This is a genomic window from Pseudomonas sp. D(2018), from assembly GCF_005502555.1.
Taxonomy (GTDB): domain Bacteria; phylum Pseudomonadota; class Gammaproteobacteria; order Pseudomonadales; family Pseudomonadaceae; genus Metapseudomonas; species Metapseudomonas resinovorans.
In genome coordinates, this window is record NZ_SCOK01000008.1 from 22,337 (window position 1) to 39,809 (window position 17,473).

The following is a 17,473-nucleotide window of genomic DNA, read 5'->3' on the forward strand; positions in this document are numbered from 1 at the left end:
CGAGGCATATCAATGCGTGTTTTGTTGACTGGCGCTACCGGTTTCGTTGGCCGGGGACTGCTGGAAAGGATGTCGGCTCTGGTTAACCTGGAGCTGGTCGCTGCACTGCGTAGGCCCGTATCTGGGCTCCCCGAGTCCGTTACGTGCCTGCAGGTTCCGGGGCTCGAGCCCGATACCGACTGGCGAACAGCGCTGGAGGGCATAGATGCTGTTATCCACAGCGCCGCTCGCGTCCACGTCATGCATGATCAGTCGTCCGACCCACTTGCCGAGTTCCGCAAGGTCAATGTCGACGGCACCTTGAACCTCGCTCGTCAGGCCGCGGCCGCCGGTGTGCGCCGCTTCATCTTTATTAGCTCGATCAAGGTCAATGGCGAAGGCACGCCAGTTGGTACGCCCTACACTGCCGATGCTCAACCAGCACCGGCGGACCCTTACGGCATTTCCAAGATGGAAGCTGAACAGGGTTTGCGCGCGATTGCAGCCGAAACCGGGATGGAGGTGGTGATTATTCGCCCGACGCTGGTGTACGGGCCGGGTGTGAAGGCTAATTTCTTGAGCATGATGCGCTGGTTGCACAAGGGCGTGCCTTTGCCTTTCGGGGCGATTCATAACCGGCGCAGCCTGGTGGCCTTGGACAATCTGGTCGATCTGATCGTGACCTGTATCGATCACCCTGCCGCAGCGAACCAGACCTTTCTGGTAAGCGATGGTGAGGATCTTTCGACGACTGAGTTGTTGCGTAGAATGGGCACCGCTTTGGGCAAGCCGGCCCGTTTGTTGCCGGTGCCGAGTTGGGTGCTGGAAGCGGGTGCGGCGATGCTGGGGAAGAAGGCGCTTTCCCAGCGGTTGTGCGGCTCGCTACAGGTCGACATCAGCAAGACACGAGAGTTATTGGGTTGGGAACCGTCGGTCAGCGTTGATACAGCGCTGCGCAAAACGGCCGAGAATTTTCTGGAACATCAAACTCAATGAGCATCTGGTGGCTGCTACCGGCTATGGCCGGCGTTTCTCTTTTCCTGACGGGTGTCTTGCGCAGATATGCCTTGGCGCGCAGCTTGATGGATATTCCCAATGGACGCAGTTCGCACTCGGTGCCCACGCCGCGTGGGGGCGGGGTGGCCATTGTGCTCAGCTTTCTGGCGGCGTTGCCGCTGTTGGCGTCGATCGGCGTGTTGGCATGGCCGGTAATGTGGGCGTTGCTGGGGGCGGGGGCGTGGATCGCCTTGGTTGGATTTCTCGATGACCATGGGCATATCGCTGCGCGCTGGCGGCTATTGGCGCATTTCATCGGCGCTGGCTGGGCACTGGGCTGGCTGGGCGGTTTGCCGCCGCTGAAGATCTTTGGCTTCGATCTGGAGTTGGGGTGGCTGGGTTATGCGCTCGCAGCTTTCTACCTGGTCTGGCTGCTCAATCTGTATAACTTTATGGATGGCATCGACGGTATCGCCAGTGTCGAGGCGATCTGCGTGTGCTCGGGCGGCGCGTTGCTCTATCTGTTGCTAGGCGAGGGGATTGCGGCACTAGCGCCTTTGTCGTTGGCGGTAGCGGTGGCGGGCTTCTTGTTCTGGAATTTCCCACCAGCGCGCATCTTCATGGGGGATGCCGGAAGTGGCTTCCTCGGTATTGCGCTGGGCGTGCTCTCGCTGCAGGCGGCCTGGGTGGCGCCACAATTACTGTGGAGTTGGTTGATTCTCCTGGGGGTGTTCATCGTCGATGCCACCTGGACACTGTTTCGCAGGCTTCTGCGGGGCGACAAGGTGTACGAGGCGCATCGCAGCCATGCTTACCAGTACGCATCCCGCCAATTTGGCAAACACTTGCCGGTGACGCTGGCGGTGGCGGTGCTGAACCTTTTCTGGCTGCTGCCGATTGCGCTTTGGGTCGGGTTGGGTGGAGTGGACGGCGCCTTGGGATTGCTCGTGGCTTACCTGCCATTGGTGTGGTTGGCGGTAAGGTTCAAGGCCGGGCAGCGGGAGTAGAATCACGCTGTCCGCGTTAGTTGTTTCTAGACAACACCCCACGGGCGTCGGCGCCTGTAAGAGCCAGGAGGGGACGCCGGGTTCTTGATGGCGAAAAGGTCCGCATTCGCTAGCAAGCTAGCTCCGACAAGGGATGCCAGGATATCCAGCAGCAGGCAGTAGAATCCCTCTCACCTAGGGTCCTCTCCCGACGAGAGGGAGCGGTTGAGTTCATTGCCAGGTGTTACGAATGCCAACTGTGCGTAGGATGGAGTCCTTGCAGGGGCATCACCCTGTGCTGATGCCGAGCATGGGTGGCTGAGTGTTTGGCGCTGAAGATTAATTGCCTTGCGGCAGCTCCACTTATTGGATTGTTAAAGATTTAGAGGACGCTCTAGTGTTAAGGACTGCTGATAAGTTGCGCGGAGGGCTGTTGCGGCTACCGCGTCGCTACAAGCGCTTGTTGCAGGTGACTGCGGATGTGGCGCTGGTGTGGGCTGCTTTGTGGCTGGCGTTTGTCGTACGTCTGGGCACCGACAATCTGATTCAGCCCTGGGGAGGGCACCTCTGGCTGTTCGTGGCTGCCCCGCTGATCGCCATCCCGCTGTTCGTGAGGTTCGGTATGTACCGGGCGGTGATGCGCTACTTCGGTAACGATGCGCTGCTCGCGATTGCCAAGGCTGTCACCCTGTCTGCTTTGTTACTCGCCCTGGCCGTGTATTGGTACCGCGATGCACCAATAGCTGTGCCGCGCTCACTGGTGTTCAATTACTGGTGGTTGAGTTTGGTGATGCTTGGCGGGTTACGTCTGGTAATGCGTCAGTACTTTATGGGCGATTGGTTTTCAGCCAGCCAACCGATGCCCTTTATGAGCCGTGATGACGGTTTGCCTAAGGTGGCGATCTATGGTGCCGGGGCTGCCGGTAACCAATTGGTAGGGGCCTTGCGTATGGGGCGCGCGATGCGTCCGGTGGCGTTCATAGACGATGACAGCGGCATCGCCGGTCGAGTAATTGCCGGGCTGAGGGTGTTCAAGCCCAAGCATATCCAACAGATGATCGAGGAAACGGGTGCGCAGGAGATATTGCTGGCAATGCCCTCTATTTCTCGCGGGCGCCGGCGTGAGGTGCTAGGGCTCCTTGAACAGTTCCCTCTACATGTACGCAGTGTGCCCGGCTTTATGGATCTGGCCAGCGGGCGTGTGAAGGTCGATGACATCCAGGAAGTGGATATCACTGACTTGCTCGGGCGTGATGCTGTTCCGCCGCAACAGGAGTTGTTCGAGCGTTGCATTCGTGGTCAGACCGTTATGGTCACCGGCGCTGGCGGCTCGATCGGTTCTGAGTTGTGCCGCCAGATCATGGCGAGTGAGCCCACAACGCTGCTGCTGTTTGAGCACAGCGAGTTCAATCTGTACAGCATTCATGCCGAGCTTGAACAACGGATCGAGCGTGAGTCCTTGCCGCTCCGGCTGGTGCCAATCCTGGGCTCCATCCGTAATCCAGAGCGGTTGCTGGACATTATGCGGACTTGGAAGGTGGACACTGTCTACCATGCCGCCGCATACAAGCATGTGCCAATGGTGGAGCACAACATTGCCGAGGGGGTACTGAACAACGTCATGGGCTCTCTGTACACCGCTCAGGCTGCGGTGAGGGCCGGCGTTGAGCACTTCGTGCTGATCTCCACCGACAAAGCGGTGCGGCCGACCAACGTGATGGGCAGCACCAAGCGCCTGGCTGAGATGGTTTTGCAGGCATTGAGCCGGGAAACGGCTCCAGTCTTGTTTTCAGACAAGGATGCCGTCCATCAAGTCAACAAGACCCGTTTCACCATGGTGCGATTCGGAAATGTGCTGGGTTCCTCAGGGTCAGTGATCCCGCGGTTCTATGCGCAAATTCGTCGCGGTGGGCCGGTGACGGTCACGCATCCCAATATCACCCGTTACTTCATGACCATTCCCGAGGCCGCTCAGTTGGTGATTCAAGCCGGCTCGATGGGGCAGGGGGGGGATGTGTTCGTGTTGGATATGGCCGAGCCGGTAAAGATTCTCGACCTGGCGGAAAAGATGATTCATCTCTCCGGCCTCAGTGTGCGTTCGGAAAAGAATCCTCACGGGGATATCGCCATTGAGTTCAGCGGCTTGCGCCCCGGCGAGAAGCTGTATGAAGAGTTGCTGATCGGCGATAACGTCAGCCCCACCGATCATCCGATGATCATGCGGGCCAATGAGGAGCATCTACCCTGGGATGCTCTCAAGACAGTGTTGGCTGCCTTGCTCGAGGCCGTTCAGCAGGACGATTACGCTAAAGTGCGTCAGTTGCTGCGAGAGACCGTCAGCGGTTATGCCCCGGACGGGGAAATCGTCGACTGGATACATCAGCAGCGTCGGATCGAACCCTGATCGTTGGTACGTTGGAAGCGAGGGAGTGGCTAAGTTGGGTTCTGCAGTTTTAGGAAGTGTTGTGCCAAGAGCATAAACGGCAAGAAATCTGCCTATGCGTAGAGCACATTTCCTCCCTTCTATTTGCCATTCCTACCGCGACCAGAATTGGAAGAGTCCTACGGCTTCAGGTGGCTTTTTGCAGCGCTTGATATTTCGAACAGCCGGTGCGTATTTTGTACAAGCCGCCATCCAGAGCGGCTGTAGTGCACAAGGACAGTAACCATGACTACCAAAGTCCGCAGCCCGCTCGCCGAGCGACTGGCCGGCGTAGAAGAGATCGAGTGCGTCACCCCCGACCTTAACGGGGTGATGCGGGGCAAGGTGATGACGGGGGAGGGTTTCCTCTCCGGGCGCCGCTTGCAGCTGGCGCGGGGTGTGCTCCTGCAGTGCATCATGGGCGGTTACCCGCCGGCCCGTTTCTATGGCAGCGACGACGGCGACCTGGCCCTGGTCGCGGAGCCTAGCCAGATCCATTGCCTGCCCTGGGCCGATCGGCCCCGCGCCTTGGCGATCTGCGATGCCCAGGAGCTGGACGGCCGACCTTCGGGGTTGTCCACGCGAGGGCTGCTGCGCAAGGTGGTGGAGCGCTATGCCGAGCACGGCTGGAAGCCCGTGGTCGCCACCGAGCTGGAGTTCTTTGTCTTCGCGCCCAACCCGAATCCGACGGAGGCTTTCCAGCCGCCACTCGGGCTGGACGGACGTCGTGAGATCGGTTGTTCGGCTTTCAGCGTGTCCTCCAACAATGGCCTGAGGCCGTTCTTCGAGGAGGTCTATCGCGGCATGGTGGCCTTCGGCATGCCCCGCGATACATTCATGCACGAGATGGGCGTCAGCCAGTTCGAGATCAACTTCCTCCATGGCGACCCGCTGCTGCTCGCGGATCAGACTTTCCTGTTCAAACACCTGCTCAGGGAGGTCGCGCTCAAGCACGGCATTCAGGTGGTCTGCATGGCCAAGCCATTGGCCCATACGCCGGGCAGTTCGATGCATATCCACCAGAGTGTGGTGACGCTCGACGACGAGGCGAACATCTTCAGCGATACCCAGGGCGAGCCCACCGCGGCCTTTGCCCACTTCATCGGTGGCCAGCAGGCGGCCATGGCGGATTTCACCGCGCTCTTCGCGCCAAACGTGAACTCCTACCAGCGGCTTTGCCACCCTTATGCTTCGCCCAACAATGCCTGCTGGTCCCACGACAACCGGGCGGCGGGCCTGCGTATTCCAGCCAGCGCGCCGGTGGCCAGAAGGGTGGAGAACCGCTTGCCCGGCGCAGACGCCAACCCTTATTTGGCCATTGCGGCCAGCCTGGCGGCCGGGCTCTACGGGATGGAGCAGCAATTGCAGCCGAGCGCGCCGATCCAGGGCGAATTCGAGGCGCCGGACGAGTTGTTGCTGCCCTGTACCCTGCATGCTGCGATTGAGCGTCTGAAACGCAGTGATCTGGCGCGTGAACTGTTCGGCAAGGAGTTCATCGAAGGCTACATTGCTACAAAGACGATGGAGCTCAGCAGCTTCTTCGATGAGATCACGCCCTGGGAACGGCGCATCCTCGCCTCTCAGGTCTGATCGCCCAAGGGCCGTCCGATCGGGCGGCCCTCCCTGTACAAGGAGCCGCCTGGAGCGCCGATGCATCGGATCTGGAAGTCGTTTCGCGCACTGTATTTCGCCACCCTGCTCATGCTGATCGGCTCCGGCCTGCTCAGTACCTACCTGGGTCTGCGCCTGGCCGCGGACAAGGTGGACGGGCTCTGGGTCGGCGCTTTGATGGCGGCCAACTATTTCGGCCTGATCCTCGGCGGCAAGCTGGGGCATCGGCTGATCGCGCGGGTCGGGCATATCCGCGCCTACGTGGCCTGTGCCGGGGTGGTGACGGCGGCCGTACTCGGGCACGGTCTGATCGACCTCCTGCCGGCCTGGTTGTTCATGCGGATGCTGGTGGGTCTGGGAATGATGTGCCAGTACATGGTGATCGAGAGCTGGCTCACCGAGCAGGCCGATGCGAGCCAGCGTGGCCAGGTTTTTGCCGGCTACATGGTGGCGTCCTACCTCGGCCTGGTATTGGGACAACTGGTGCTGGTCCTGCACCCTGGCCTCGGGCCGGAATTGCTGATGCTGGTGGCCATGTGCTTCGCCCTGTGCCTGGTGCCGGTGGCGCTGACCCGCAAGCTGCACCCGGCACCTCTGCATCCGGCACCGCTGGAGCCGCGCTTTTTCATCAAGCGAGTGCCGCAGTCCATGACCACCGTGCTGGTTTCCGGTCTGGTTATCGGTTCCTTCTACGGCCTGGCGCCGCTCTACGCCACGGCCCAGGGCTTGCCTATCGACCAGGTCGGCCTGTTCATGGGGAGCTGCATCCTGGCCGGGCTCCTCGTACAGTGGCCGCTGGGTTGGCTGTCGGACCGTCATGATCGCGCGGTGCTGATTCGCAGCACGGCGGCCTTGCTCGCCGTGTCTGCCTTGCCCCTGGCGATCATGCCGACGGCGCCCCTCGAGGTGCTGTTCCCGGTAGGTTTCCTGGTCTGCCTGCTGCAGTTCAGCCTGTACCCGCTCGCCGTGGCGTTCTCCAACGACCATATAGAAGCCGAGCGGCGAGTGTCGCTGACGGCGATGTTGCTGATCACCTTCGGTGTGGGGGCGAGCATCGGCCCGCTGTTGACCGGCGCGCTGATGAAGCAGTTGGGGCCCAATATGCTCTATGCGTTCGTCTGCTTCTGCGCCACGATCCTGGTGTTGCGGGTACGACCGGATGCCGTTACCGGGCTACACCGGGTCGACGAGGCGCCGCTGCACCATGTGCCGACCCCGGACAACATGATCAGTTCGCCTCTGGTGGCGGCCCTGGACCCACGGGTCGACGAGAAGGCTGTACACGACCAGATGCAGAACGGGGATATCCCCCCGCCGCCAACGGAGCCAACCGAGGAGGCCTCCGCGCAACCGCAGCCGGAAAAATAGTGGCCCAACGCCACATCGCTTTTGCCCAATTATTGACCAGTGTGGCTACCTGAGCTTCAAGCCCGAGGCCTGCCTCGGGACTTCAAGGAGGACCTGGTCATGACGTTGAGCATCTCCCTGCATCTGCTGGCCAGTGCCCAGCAGGCTGGCAAGCTCCATCCCCGACTGGTTCCGGAATTGGGGGAGGAGGGGGTGAGCCGGTTGCACAGGCAACTGGTGGCACGCGTTCTCAATCTCCCGCCCATGGGCTTTAGCGAGCGGATCTTCTGGATCGAGGATGGTCCGGACGAGGCCCTGGAAGCCCTGGCCGAGGACAATGATTGGATGGTGGTGGGCCAGCCGGTCGGTGATCTGGGGGAGCGAATGCGACGTATCGCTGCCCTGGGCCTCTCCGAGAACGATGCCGTGGTGCTTATCGGCCAGCATTGCCCGATGCTGGATGCCGATTACCTCTCAGCTGCCTGCGAGGCACTGGATCAACATCATGCGGTGCTAGGTCCGACCGAGGACGGACGCTATGTGCTGCTCGGCCTTCGCCGCATCGATCCGCGCCTGTTCGAAGCCATGCCTTGGGGCAGTGACCAGGTGCTGGCCTTGACCTGTGAGCGCCTGCAGGAGCTGGATTGGCGGCACGGACTGTTGCCTTCGCTCTGGGTGTTGGACAGCCCTGAACATTTGCCGCGCCTGGGGCGGCTGGGATTCAAGCTCGGGGTTGCCTGAGCGGCGGCGGATGCGATTGAAGCTGGCCAGGGGCTGAGACCTGGCCGCCGGGCATGCCTGATCGATCGTTAGAAAAGTTCGTCTTTCTCGAACCGCCGGGCTTCGCGCTGCAGCTGGTAGACGAAGCGCTCGACATTGCGTTGCACCAGGCCGCTCATCTTGTGGAAACGGATTCCAACGAAACTCATGCCGAGCTTCTCGTCGAAATGCAGGTGGCGCAGCTCGACTGGTGTGGTGACCGGGCCGATCGGCATCTTCGCACTGAAACGCTCATAGACCTGGCCGGGTTGCAGGCGGCCATTCAGGTCGCCTTCGAAGCGAAGCTTGCATCCAGTGGCCGAGATATCCAGCATCACACCCTTGACCGGTGACGACATCTTGTCGCCGTCCAATTCGACGGGAACCAGTTGGCTCTGTTTGAGGGGCGCGCGGAAAGCGTTGCGGCGCTGGTGGTAGGTCACTTCATCGGGCAGGGCGCACCAGTAGCAGCGGTCACCCTCGAACTCGCCGACGGTGGCGGGTTGCTGCGTCTCCCAGGCGATTCGCACGCCCTCATGGAAGCTTTCGACCCGGAAGGTCTCGCCGTTCTTCAGGAAGCGTTCGCCGTCGTTCGGGATCAGTTCATCCAGGGCGATCAGGCCGCGGTCGCGGTCAACGTCCACCAGATAGCTCTGGAAGCGCTGGTTACGGTCATGGAAGGTGATGATCAGCGGATCGTGGTGTTGCTGCAGCAGACGAAGGTTGGCCAGGATTTCTACCGGTGCCTTGAGCACTTTTGGGGGCTGTGGGCCGTTCTCTTCGTGGAATGGGTTGGACACGGTCCAGGTCTCTCCAAACGCAAAAGCAGGTCACGCAAAGAGCAGTGGCATCGTGCCTCTATGTCTTTGTGCTTTTCTTGTAGTGTCTGTCAGGCCCGACTGAGCGGGCGCTGCTGGCCGATTCTAGCGGCAGCCCCTCGGCTGTCATAGAGGCTAGGCGTTTCGCCGCCGCGGAGGATGCCAAGCATGCTGCTGACTGATGCCCGGTTGGCGCGGATCAGGCGGCCATTGCGCTCGTTGGATGCCTTGCAGCGCTCCAGTAGCTCGCCCAGCTCGTCACTGCGGTCGAGCAGGTCCGCGCCCAGGGCAGAGCGTTCGGCGAGTTTCTGTAGTCCGGCGCGGTCGGCGCTGAGTTGAAGGCTGGCCAGCAACTGGCTGCGTTGGCGGCCATGCTGGTCGAGTTGGGCGAGAAGAGGCTGCTTGTCGGCAAGCAGCTTTTCGAGGCGGGCGAGATCGCGCTCGCCCATGGCCTGGAATTCTTCGTCCATCAGCTCAAGCAAACGTTGGGCGTGGCCGATATCGTCGGTGAACAGTTGAAGCAGGTTGGTGTCGTGCATACGCGCTCTGGGGGCCTAGCGTCCAAGTTCCCCAGCGCTGCCCGTGGACTAGCGCTGGGATTCGAAGTTCAGCAGCTTGCTGGCCACGCGCTTGCTGTCGACCTGGTAAGAGCCGTCGGCAATGGCCTGCTTGAGTTTTTCTACACGCTCCTTGTCCACAACGGGCAGGTCGCGCAGTTTTTCACCGGCTTTCTGCAACACCTGAGCTTCACTGCTCAGTTGCACGGATTCGCCGCTCTTGGCAGCTGGAGCCTGCTCGCCGGTAGTCTGGGTCGATGCAGTCTGGCCGCTGGTGACGGTTTCGCTCTTGCCGGCCTGGGTGCTGCCGGTACGCCCCGTGCTTGCGGGCGTGGGGCCGTTATTGAGCCGGTTGAAGTCGATAACCATGATGCTGAACCTCGGACGCTAGTTGGACGCTTACCGTTTTATCGGCCCTGTCCGGGATAACTTTAGAAAATTCTTCTGTACTGGCTGAGTTTAGGAAATCAGCCCACTTTGGCGCCAGCGGAATCATGCCTACATGTCCACTTCGACCTGGCCCGGGCGCTTGACGCGTGCCCTGATCACACGGCCGGAACTCAGGTTGCGAACCCGGATCTGCTCGCCCGGCGCACCGTTGGCCAGCGCCTCGCCGGGCATCCGGACATTGATTGCCGGACTTTGGGCGCTGATCACCACCTGATCGCCCTTGCTCACCACCTCGGCCTGCTGCAGGTGAAGCGGTGCCAGTACCTGGTCGGGGAGCAGGGTGCGGGTGGTCTTCTGGCCGACGATCTGTCCCGGATCGCTGAGGAATCCCTGGCTCAGGGTACCCACGTCGCGCTCAGCCACCGTCACATCCTGGGGCCCGATGGGTGCCCCGCGGCGCAACGGCCGGGTGACCACCACCACATCGCGATACAGCTTCACCTGGGCCGGTACGAACACGGTCCAGGGCGAACTGCCGTCACAACGGATACGAACGGTGACGCGCCCCAGCGGCTGTGCCGGGCTTTCCAGCTGGCTCGTCAAATCCTTGTCGCACTCCGCGAGACGCAGCCGCGGATCGAGGCGGTTGACCTGGATTTCGCTGCGGCCCTGGATACTGCTCCGTTGCAGATATTCTTCGACCGCATACTCAAGAAAGCCCTCGGCCGTGCCGATAAGCACCTCAGGCGACGTCACCGTTGCACTCGACGCCGGACTGTAGCCGAGACAGCACAAAGCGGGTAAAACAGCCGCAAGTGATTTGCGGCGTTTTGCCATCAGGTGTCGGAAAAGCGTCGTCATAGCGTTCATGCAAACTGAGAAGCAAGGCTCGTGCCGCCTGCTAGTCTGATGCGGGCGTTCAATGGCTTGTAATAGGAGTCTGGTCATGGCCGGAGTTTTGGATTCGGTTAACCAGCGTACCCAACTGGTTGGGCAGAACCGCCTGGAACTGCTGCTGTTCCGTCTCGACGGATCGCAGCTCTACGGGATCAACGTGTTCAAGGTGAAGGAGGTGCTGCAGTGCCCCCGCCTCACCCTGATGCCCAAGTCCAGCCCGGTGGTACGCGGGGTCGCCAATATCCGTGGGGGTACCATTCCGATTCTCGACCTGTCCATGGCGACCGGGCGCAGAGGCCTGGATGACCTGAAGAACAGCTTCGTCATCATCACGGAATACAACACCAAGGTGCAGGGTTTCCTGGTGCGTTCGGTGGAGCGCATTGTCAACATGAACTGGGAGGAGATCCATCCGCCACCCAAGGGAACCGGGCGCGATCATTACCTGACGGCGGTTACCCGGGTCGACAAGCAATTGGTGGAAATCATCGACGTCGAGAAGATCCTCGCCGAAGTGGCCCCTACCTCCGAGGTGGTGTCCGAAGGCGTGATCGACATCGAGACCCAGAGCAAGGCCGTCAGCAAGCGGGTCCTGATCGTCGACGACTCCTCCGTTGCGCGCAAGCAGGTGGTCCGCTGCCTGGAAACCGTCGGCGTCGAGGTGAAGGCCCTGAACGACGGGCGCCAGGCCTACAACTACCTGCGTGAAATGGTGGAGGAGGGCAAGGCGCCGGATCAGGAACTGCTGATGATCGTTTCCGACATCGAGATGCCGGAGATGGACGGCTACACCCTGACGGCCGAAATCCGCAACGATCCGCGCATGCAGAAGCTGCATATCCTCCTGCATACTTCGCTTTCCGGTGTGTTCAACCAGGCGATGGTGAAGAAGGTGGGTGCGGACGACTTCCTCGCCAAGTTCAAGCCGGACGACCTGGCGGCACGGGTAGTAGAACGCATCAAGGTAACGGATGGGGGCTGATGGCTCGGCCCCCGGACATGGAAATAGATTCGTGAGGCGCCCTTAGTGTCTTCAGGTAATGTGGAGTTCGAGCAGTTCCGGGTGTTCCTGGAAAAGACCTGCGGCATTCTGCTGGGCAGCAACAAGCAGTATCTGGTTTCCAGCCGGCTGAACAAGCTGATGGAGCAGAATGGCATCAAGACCCTGGGTGAACTGACCCAGCGCATTCAGGGATTCTCCCGCGGTGGCCTGCGTGAACAGGTCATCGATGCCATGACGACCAACGAAACCCTCTGGTTTCGAGATACCTACCCCTTCGAGGTGCTGAAAAGCCGGGTGTTGCCCGAGCTGATCAAGGCCAATCCGAACCAGCCGCTGCGAATCTGGTCGGCGGCCAGCTCTTCGGGGCAGGAACCTTTCTCCATTTCCATGTCGATCGACGAGTTCGAGAAAGTCAACCTTGGCCAGCTCAAGGCGGGGGCGCGCATCGTCGCCACCGACCTGTCCAGCTCCATGCTGGCTGCCTGCAAGGCGGGGGAATATGACAGCCTGGCCATGGGCCGTGGCCTGTCACAGGAGCGCCTGACCCGCTACTTCGACCCGAAGGGGCCGGGGCGCTGGGTGGTGAAGCCGGCCATTCGCAGCCGTGTGGAGTTCCGCCCGCTGAACCTGCTGGACAGCTATGCGGCGCTGGGCAAGTTCGACATCGTTTTCTGTCGTAACGTGCTGATCTACTTCTCCGCAGACGTGAAGAAGGACATCCTCACCCGCATCCATGCCACCCTGAAGCCCGGTGGCTATCTGTTTCTCGGCGCCTCCGAGGCGCTCAACGGTTTGCCGGACCACTACCAGATGGTTCAGTGCAGTCCGGGGATCATCTACAAGGTGAAATGAACGAGGGAGGCCAATGGCCTCCCTCTTCGTTTGTACACCGCTGACGTAGCCCGGATGCAATCCGGGCTACGGGGCTCACACCAGGGTCAGCGTCACGTTGATATTCCCGCGCGTTGCGTTGGAGTACGGGCAAACGATATGCGCCTTGTCCACCAGCTCCTTTGCCGCCTGCTTGTCCAGCCCGGGCAGGGAGATCTTCAGTTCGACCTCGATGCCGAAGCCCGTGGGCAAGGTGCCGATTCCCACCGCTCCTTCTATAGAGGTGTCCTCGCTCAGGGCGATCTTCTCCTTGCCGGCGACGAACTTGATGGCGCCGAGAAAGCATGCCGAATAGCCGGCGGCGAACAATTGCTCGGGATTGGTGCCATCACCGCCGGGGCCGCCCAGTTCCTTGGGCGTAGTCAATTTCACATCCAGCACGCCATCCGAGGACACGGCGCGGCCTTCACGGCCGCCGTAGGCTTCGGCGTGGGCGGTATACAGGGCTTTCTCGATGGGCATGAGAGGTCTCCGGATTGGTGGCAGAGACAAGCAAGCCTAGTCAAAGGATTCGACCTGCTCACATCCGTCTGACTGAAGGCAGCCCTTCAGCTGGTCAGCCAGTCGATGAACAGGGCGAACAGCTCCGCCTGGGAGCCGATCTCCAGCTTTGTGTAGAGATTCTTGCGGTGCATGCGTACCGTTTCCGGGGATATCTCCAGCACCTTGGCGCTGGACTTGGCCGAGTGGCCCCGCAGTAGCAGGTGGGCGATTTCCCGTTCGCGCTCGGTCAGGCGGTCGCAGCCGAAGTTCATGAATGCGGCGCGAATCTGCTGGTTGAACGCGGCGGGCATGGGGCTGTGCAACGGCTCTGGGCTTCGGCCGTCCAGGCTGCGGGCCAGGCCGCCGCGTTCGTCGAACTGGCGGATCAGCTCGCGTACCAGGGGTTCTGCGGCCCGCAGCAGGTCCAGTTCGGCGCTGCTGAAGCATGCACCGCTGCGGCCCTGGTAGACGCAGAGGGAGACTTTGCGCTGGCCGCCGAGGTCGACGATGAAATGGGCGTCTTCCACCGAGCCGCACTTGAGGTAGTAGGTGCGGTAGTACTCGCTGTTGAAGAAGTCGTCCGGGGCGATTTCCGAGAGGTGGTAGAAGCCTTCCGCCAGTCCGTTCTCAAGGGCCAGGCAGAAGGGGTCGAGCATGTAGCCACGGGCGTAATAGCGCTCGATCAGCGCCTCGCGGTATTCCGTCGGGATGCCACGCTGGTAGAGCGGGCGAGGTGGCAGGCCCTTGCATTCCAGCCCGAGCAGTATCGACTCGATGGGCACCAGGCTATCCAGCGCGTCGGCCAGGCGTTCGCAGAACGTCGGTTCGCCGACATTGAGCATGGCCTGCGCCAACCCTGCATGCCAGGCATGCAGGGTGGCGAGGGTCGGGGTTTGGGGCGCAGTGCTGTCAGTCATGTCCGGCAGTCTACTGGCGCCCTCCGGCCGCTGCAAAACGTCGTCATCGGCCCGCATAGTCACCGCTGCGCTGCAGGTCGGCAGCGGTTTCCAGGATGGCTTCGCGCAGCGTTTCGACGATTTCGTCGACCTGCGCGCGGGTGATGGTCAGCGGGGGCGACATCACGTTCAGATGCACGATCGGCCGGACCAGCAGGCCGCGCTTCTGTGCCCGCAGGTGGATCTGCTCGCCGATGTTCAGCTCATCGGGGAACAGCGTTTTGCTCGCCTTGTCGGCGACGAACTCCACGCAGGCCATCAGTTTCTGGCACCGCACGCTGCCCACCAGCGGCAGGTCGGCCAGGCTTTGCAGTCGCTCTTCCAGGTAGGCGCCCACTTCATTCACCTGGGCCAGCAGGTTTTCTCGCTGGATGATCTCGATGTTCTTCAGCGCGCTGACACAGCTCACCGGGTGCCCGCTGTAGGTGAACCCATGGCTGAAGCAACGGCCCTTGCCCGGCTCGCCGATCACCTGCCAGATGCGGTCGGAGAAGATGCAGGCACCCAGCGGCAGGTAGCCGGAGGTCAGGCCCTTGGCCGTGGTGATGATGTCCGGTACTACGCCGAAGACATCCTCCGAGGCGAAGAAGGCGCCGAGTCGGCCAAAGGAGGTCACCACCTCGTCCGAGACATAGAGCACGTCGTGGCGTTGGCAGACCTCCCACATGCGCTTGTGGTAGCCGGCCGGCGGAATGATCACACCGCCTGAACCCATGATCGGCTCGGCAAGGAACGCCGCCACCCGATCCGCGCCCAGGGTGAGTATCTTGTCCTCGAACTCGTTCACCAGGAAGTCCAGGAACTGCGCTTCGTCCATGCCCTCTGGAGCGCGGTAGGGATTGGGGCAGGAAATGTGGTGGATGCGATCCTTGAGGAAGTCGAACTCCGCCGGCCGGTCCGCTGCCTTGCCGCCCAGGGACATGGTCAGGTAGGTGGAGCCGTGGTAAGCGTTGACCCGGGTGATGACGTGCTTCTTCGCCGGCAGCCCACGGCAATTCTGGTAGTACTGCACCAGACGGTAGGCGGTATCCACAGCAGTGGAACCACCAGTGGTGAGGAACACGTGGTTGAGATCACCGGGCGCCAGTTCGGCGAGCTTTTCGCAAAGCTCGATGGCGGTGACGTTGGCCATGTCGCAGAAGGGATTTGAGTAGGCCAGGCGGCGCACCTGGTCGGCGATGGCCTCGGCCATTTCCTCGCGGCCCAGGCCGATGTTGGTGCACCACATGCCGCCCACGGCGTCCAGGTAGCGATTGCCGGCCGTGTCGAAAATATAGGCGCCGCTGCCGGCGGCGATGTTCAGCGCACCGTTTTCCCGATGGTCGTCGAAGACGTGATAGCCGTGCATGTAGTGCGCCTTGTCGGCGGCCACCAGGCGCTCATTGTCGAACTGGGCGAAGAAGTCGGCGTTTGGGGTGTTCATGTTCTTTACCTCTGATACAGGGCAGTTCAAATCACTTGCCGGTCTTGACCGCATTCCAGGTGCGGGTGATCAGGCGCATGGCCTTGGGCGGCTGCGGTTTCTGGGTGAAGAGCCGGGCGCGGGTCGCGTCGTCGGGGTAGATCGCCGGGTCGTTGCGCACCTCGGCGGCTACCAGCGGAGTGGCGGCCTCATTGCTGTTGGCATAACGGATGTAGTCGGTGACCTGGGCGATCACCTTGGGCTGCAGCATGTATTCGATGAACTTGTGGGCGTTCTCCACATGGGGCGCGTCCTTGGGGATGTAGAAGTCATCGAACCAGATCAGCGAGCCTTCCTTGGGGATGAAGTAGTCCAGCTTCACCTTGGCGCCGGCTTCGGTGGCGCGGGCCTGGGCCGTGGCGTAGTCGCCGGACCAGGTCATGGCGATGCATTGGTCGCCGTTGGCCAGGCCGTTGAGGTAGCTCATGGAGTCGAACTTGCGGATATAGGGGCGCACCTTCATCAGCAGGTCCTGGGCGGCCTTGAGGTCGTCGGGGGCCGCGCTGTTGGGGTCGCGACCGAGGTAGGCCAGGGCGAGGGGTAGAACATCCGTGGGCGAGTCGATCAGGGTCACGCCGCAATCGGCGAAGCGCGACACCACCTCGGGGTCGAAGATCATCGCCAGGGAGCCAATGGGCGCATCGGGCATGCGCGCCTTGATCATGTCCACGTTGTAGGTGATGCCGTTACTGCCCCAGGTGTAGGGCGCCGAGTAGGTCACGCCCAGGTCGAAGTGCTCGAGGCTGGCCAGTACCTGACGGTCCAGGTTGCCCCAGCTGGGCAGGCGACTCTTGTCCAGCGGCTGGAACACACCGGCCTGGAGCAGCGGTGGCACCAAGGCGGCGTTGAGCACCACCAGGTCGTAGCCGGAGCGACCCGGCAGCAGCTTGCCCTGGACCGTCTCGTAGGAATCGAAGGTGTCATAGACCACCCTGATGCCGCTGGCTTTCTCGAACTCGGCGAGGGTGTGCTCGCCTATGTAATCCGACCAGTTGTATAGACGCAGGGTATTGCCATCGTCCGCTGGGCTCAGGGCCGGCAACAGGATGAGAGTCGTGCCAAGTGCTGCAACCAGTGTCTTGCGCATGTCGGTTCCGCCTGTATTGTCGTTATCGGGTCACCTGGGGCTACTCTCCGCCGGTTGCCCGGATGCAGCCATAACCCGAACGGGTAGGTGCAATTCACTTCCTCCTGTACAGTCGTTCAGATTCGCCGTATCACCACAGGAGCTTTCGGCATGACGACCCAGGATGTGCGCTACTCCCGTCTGGACCCCGAGTTGCGCAAGGCCCACCTGATCGAAGCGACCCTCACTTGTCTCAAGCGGCATGGCTTCCAGGGCGCGTCGATTCGCAAGATCTGCGCCGAGGCCGGGGTTTCCGTCGGGCTGATCAACCACCACTACGCCGGTAAGGACGAACTGGTCGCCGAGGCGTACCTGGCCGTGACCGGGCGGGTGATGAAACTGCTCCGTGATGCCATCGACGAAGCCCAACCCAGTCCACGAGCACGGCTGTCGGCGTTCTTTCGGGCATCCTTTTCCGCGGAGTTGCTGGACCCACAACTGCTGGAGGCCTGGCTGGCCTTCTGGGGCGCGGTGAAAACCGCCCAGGCCATCAACTCAGCCCATGACCAGTCCTATGGCGAGTACCGCGCCATCCTCGCCAAGTCGCTCAGCGAACTCGCGATAGAGGAGCGCTGGCAGGGATTCGATGCGGAATTGGCGGCCATCAGCCTGAGTGCGTTGCTCGACGGCCTCTGGCTGGAGTCCGGGCTGAATCCGCAAACCTTCACCCCGGAGCAGGGTGTGCTGATCTGCGAAGCCTGGGTGGATGGCCTCCAGGCCGGCGGCGTACAGCGGTTTCTGCGGCCCGTCGGGGTCTGTTGATCGGTCGTTCAACTGGCGATAACCTCCA

Annotated in this window: 17 protein-coding genes; 9 read left to right on the forward strand and 8 right to left on the reverse strand. The window is 61.6% G+C overall.

Features of this window, described 5'->3' with window-relative positions; all coding sequences use genetic code 11:
* Positions 1 to 12 precede the first annotated feature (12 nt).
* The 6 genes from FFS60_RS07790 (at position 13) to FFS60_RS07815 (ending at position 8,082) form a co-directional block, all read left to right on the forward strand.
* Complete coding sequence (locus FFS60_RS07790; RefSeq protein WP_137821640.1) at positions 13 to 975, forward strand: SDR family oxidoreductase; 963 nt, start codon at positions 13 to 15, stop codon at positions 973 to 975.
* A complete protein-coding gene (locus FFS60_RS07795) occupies positions 972 to 1,982 on the forward strand; it encodes a glycosyltransferase family 4 protein (RefSeq protein ID WP_137821641.1) in 1,011 nt (336 codons plus the stop codon). Before FFS60_RS07790 ends, FFS60_RS07795 begins: the two co-directional genes overlap by 4 nt.
* Before the next feature lie 376 nt (positions 1,983 to 2,358).
* Positions 2,359 to 4,365 carry a nucleoside-diphosphate sugar epimerase/dehydratase gene (locus FFS60_RS07800; RefSeq protein ID WP_137821642.1) on the forward strand — a complete coding sequence of 669 codons (2,007 nt, stop codon included), beginning with the start codon at positions 2,359 to 2,361 and terminating at the stop codon, positions 4,363 to 4,365.
* A 366-nt stretch (positions 4,366 to 4,731) separates the two neighbouring features.
* Entirely contained in the window at positions 4,732 to 5,973 is a 1,242-nt protein-coding gene (locus tag FFS60_RS07805; protein ID WP_171016504.1) for a glutamine synthetase family protein, read from the forward strand.
* Positions 5,974 to 6,033: 60 nt separating this feature from the next.
* Complete coding sequence (locus FFS60_RS07810; RefSeq protein ID WP_137821644.1) at positions 6,034 to 7,362, forward strand: MFS transporter; 1,329 nt, start codon at positions 6,034 to 6,036, stop codon at positions 7,360 to 7,362.
* A gap of 99 nt (positions 7,363 to 7,461) precedes the next feature.
* Positions 7,462 to 8,082: a TIGR04282 family arsenosugar biosynthesis glycosyltransferase gene (locus FFS60_RS07815; protein WP_137821645.1), complete on the forward strand. Its 621-nt coding sequence runs from the start codon at positions 7,462 to 7,464 to the stop codon at positions 8,080 to 8,082.
* A 68-nt stretch (positions 8,083 to 8,150) separates the two neighbouring features.
* Here the strand turns inward: FFS60_RS07815 and FFS60_RS07820 are convergent, their stop codons facing one another.
* From FFS60_RS07820 to flgA, 4 genes are all read right to left on the reverse strand, one after another.
* Positions 8,151 to 8,900: a flagellar brake protein gene (locus FFS60_RS07820; protein ID WP_137821646.1), complete on the reverse strand. Its 750-nt coding sequence runs from the start codon at positions 8,898 to 8,900 to the stop codon at positions 8,151 to 8,153.
* A gap of 89 nt (positions 8,901 to 8,989) precedes the next feature.
* Positions 8,990 to 9,457, reverse strand: a complete 468-nt coding sequence (locus FFS60_RS07825) for a flagella synthesis protein FlgN (protein ID WP_137821647.1) — start codon at positions 9,455 to 9,457, stop codon at positions 8,990 to 8,992.
* Positions 9,458 to 9,505: 48 nt separating this feature from the next.
* A complete protein-coding gene (flgM, locus tag FFS60_RS07830; RefSeq protein WP_028626492.1) occupies positions 9,506 to 9,844 on the reverse strand; it encodes a flagellar biosynthesis anti-sigma factor FlgM in 339 nt (112 codons plus the stop codon).
* A gap of 129 nt (positions 9,845 to 9,973) precedes the next feature.
* The gene (gene flgA / locus FFS60_RS07835; protein WP_137821648.1) at positions 9,974 to 10,735 is read right to left on the reverse strand and encodes a flagellar basal body P-ring formation chaperone FlgA; all 762 of its coding nucleotides are present in this window, start codon (positions 10,733 to 10,735) and stop codon (positions 9,974 to 9,976) included.
* Between the two features lie 76 nt (positions 10,736 to 10,811).
* Here flgA and FFS60_RS07840 point away from each other — a divergent pair, with 76 nt between their 5' ends.
* Both FFS60_RS07840 and cheR read left to right on the forward strand, forming a co-directional pair.
* Positions 10,812 to 11,744 carry a chemotaxis protein CheV gene (locus FFS60_RS07840; RefSeq protein ID WP_028626494.1) on the forward strand — a complete coding sequence of 311 codons (933 nt, stop codon included), beginning with the start codon at positions 10,812 to 10,814 and terminating at the stop codon, positions 11,742 to 11,744.
* 45 nt (positions 11,745 to 11,789) lie between these two features.
* Positions 11,790 to 12,617 carry a protein-glutamate O-methyltransferase CheR gene (gene cheR, locus FFS60_RS07845; protein ID WP_028626495.1) on the forward strand — a complete coding sequence of 276 codons (828 nt, stop codon included), beginning with the start codon at positions 11,790 to 11,792 and terminating at the stop codon, positions 12,615 to 12,617.
* Between the two features lie 75 nt (positions 12,618 to 12,692).
* Here the strand turns inward: cheR and FFS60_RS07850 are convergent, their stop codons facing one another.
* The 4 genes from FFS60_RS07850 to FFS60_RS07865 all read right to left on the reverse strand — a co-directional run bounded on the left by FFS60_RS07850 (position 12,693) and on the right by FFS60_RS07865 (position 16,644).
* The gene (locus tag FFS60_RS07850; protein WP_137821649.1) at positions 12,693 to 13,118 is read right to left on the reverse strand and encodes an organic hydroperoxide resistance protein; all 426 of its coding nucleotides are present in this window, start codon (positions 13,116 to 13,118) and stop codon (positions 12,693 to 12,695) included.
* Positions 13,119 to 13,204: 86 nt separating this feature from the next.
* Positions 13,205 to 14,056: a LuxR C-terminal-related transcriptional regulator gene (locus tag FFS60_RS07855; protein ID WP_137821650.1), complete on the reverse strand. Its 852-nt coding sequence runs from the start codon at positions 14,054 to 14,056 to the stop codon at positions 13,205 to 13,207.
* A 43-nt stretch (positions 14,057 to 14,099) separates the two neighbouring features.
* On the reverse strand, positions 14,100 to 15,518 hold the full coding sequence (locus FFS60_RS07860; RefSeq protein ID WP_137821651.1) for an aminotransferase: 1,419 nt from the start codon (positions 15,516 to 15,518) through the stop codon (positions 14,100 to 14,102).
* 31 nt (positions 15,519 to 15,549) lie between these two features.
* Positions 15,550 to 16,644, reverse strand: a complete 1,095-nt coding sequence (locus FFS60_RS07865) for a polyamine ABC transporter substrate-binding protein (RefSeq protein WP_137821652.1) — start codon at positions 16,642 to 16,644, stop codon at positions 15,550 to 15,552.
* A gap of 150 nt (positions 16,645 to 16,794) precedes the next feature.
* On the opposite strand from FFS60_RS07865, the gene FFS60_RS07870 reads away from it, so the two are divergent.
* Positions 16,795 to 17,445 carry a TetR family transcriptional regulator C-terminal domain-containing protein gene (locus tag FFS60_RS07870; RefSeq protein WP_028626500.1) on the forward strand — a complete coding sequence of 217 codons (651 nt, stop codon included), beginning with the start codon at positions 16,795 to 16,797 and terminating at the stop codon, positions 17,443 to 17,445.
* Positions 17,446 to 17,473: the final 28 nt, after the last annotated feature.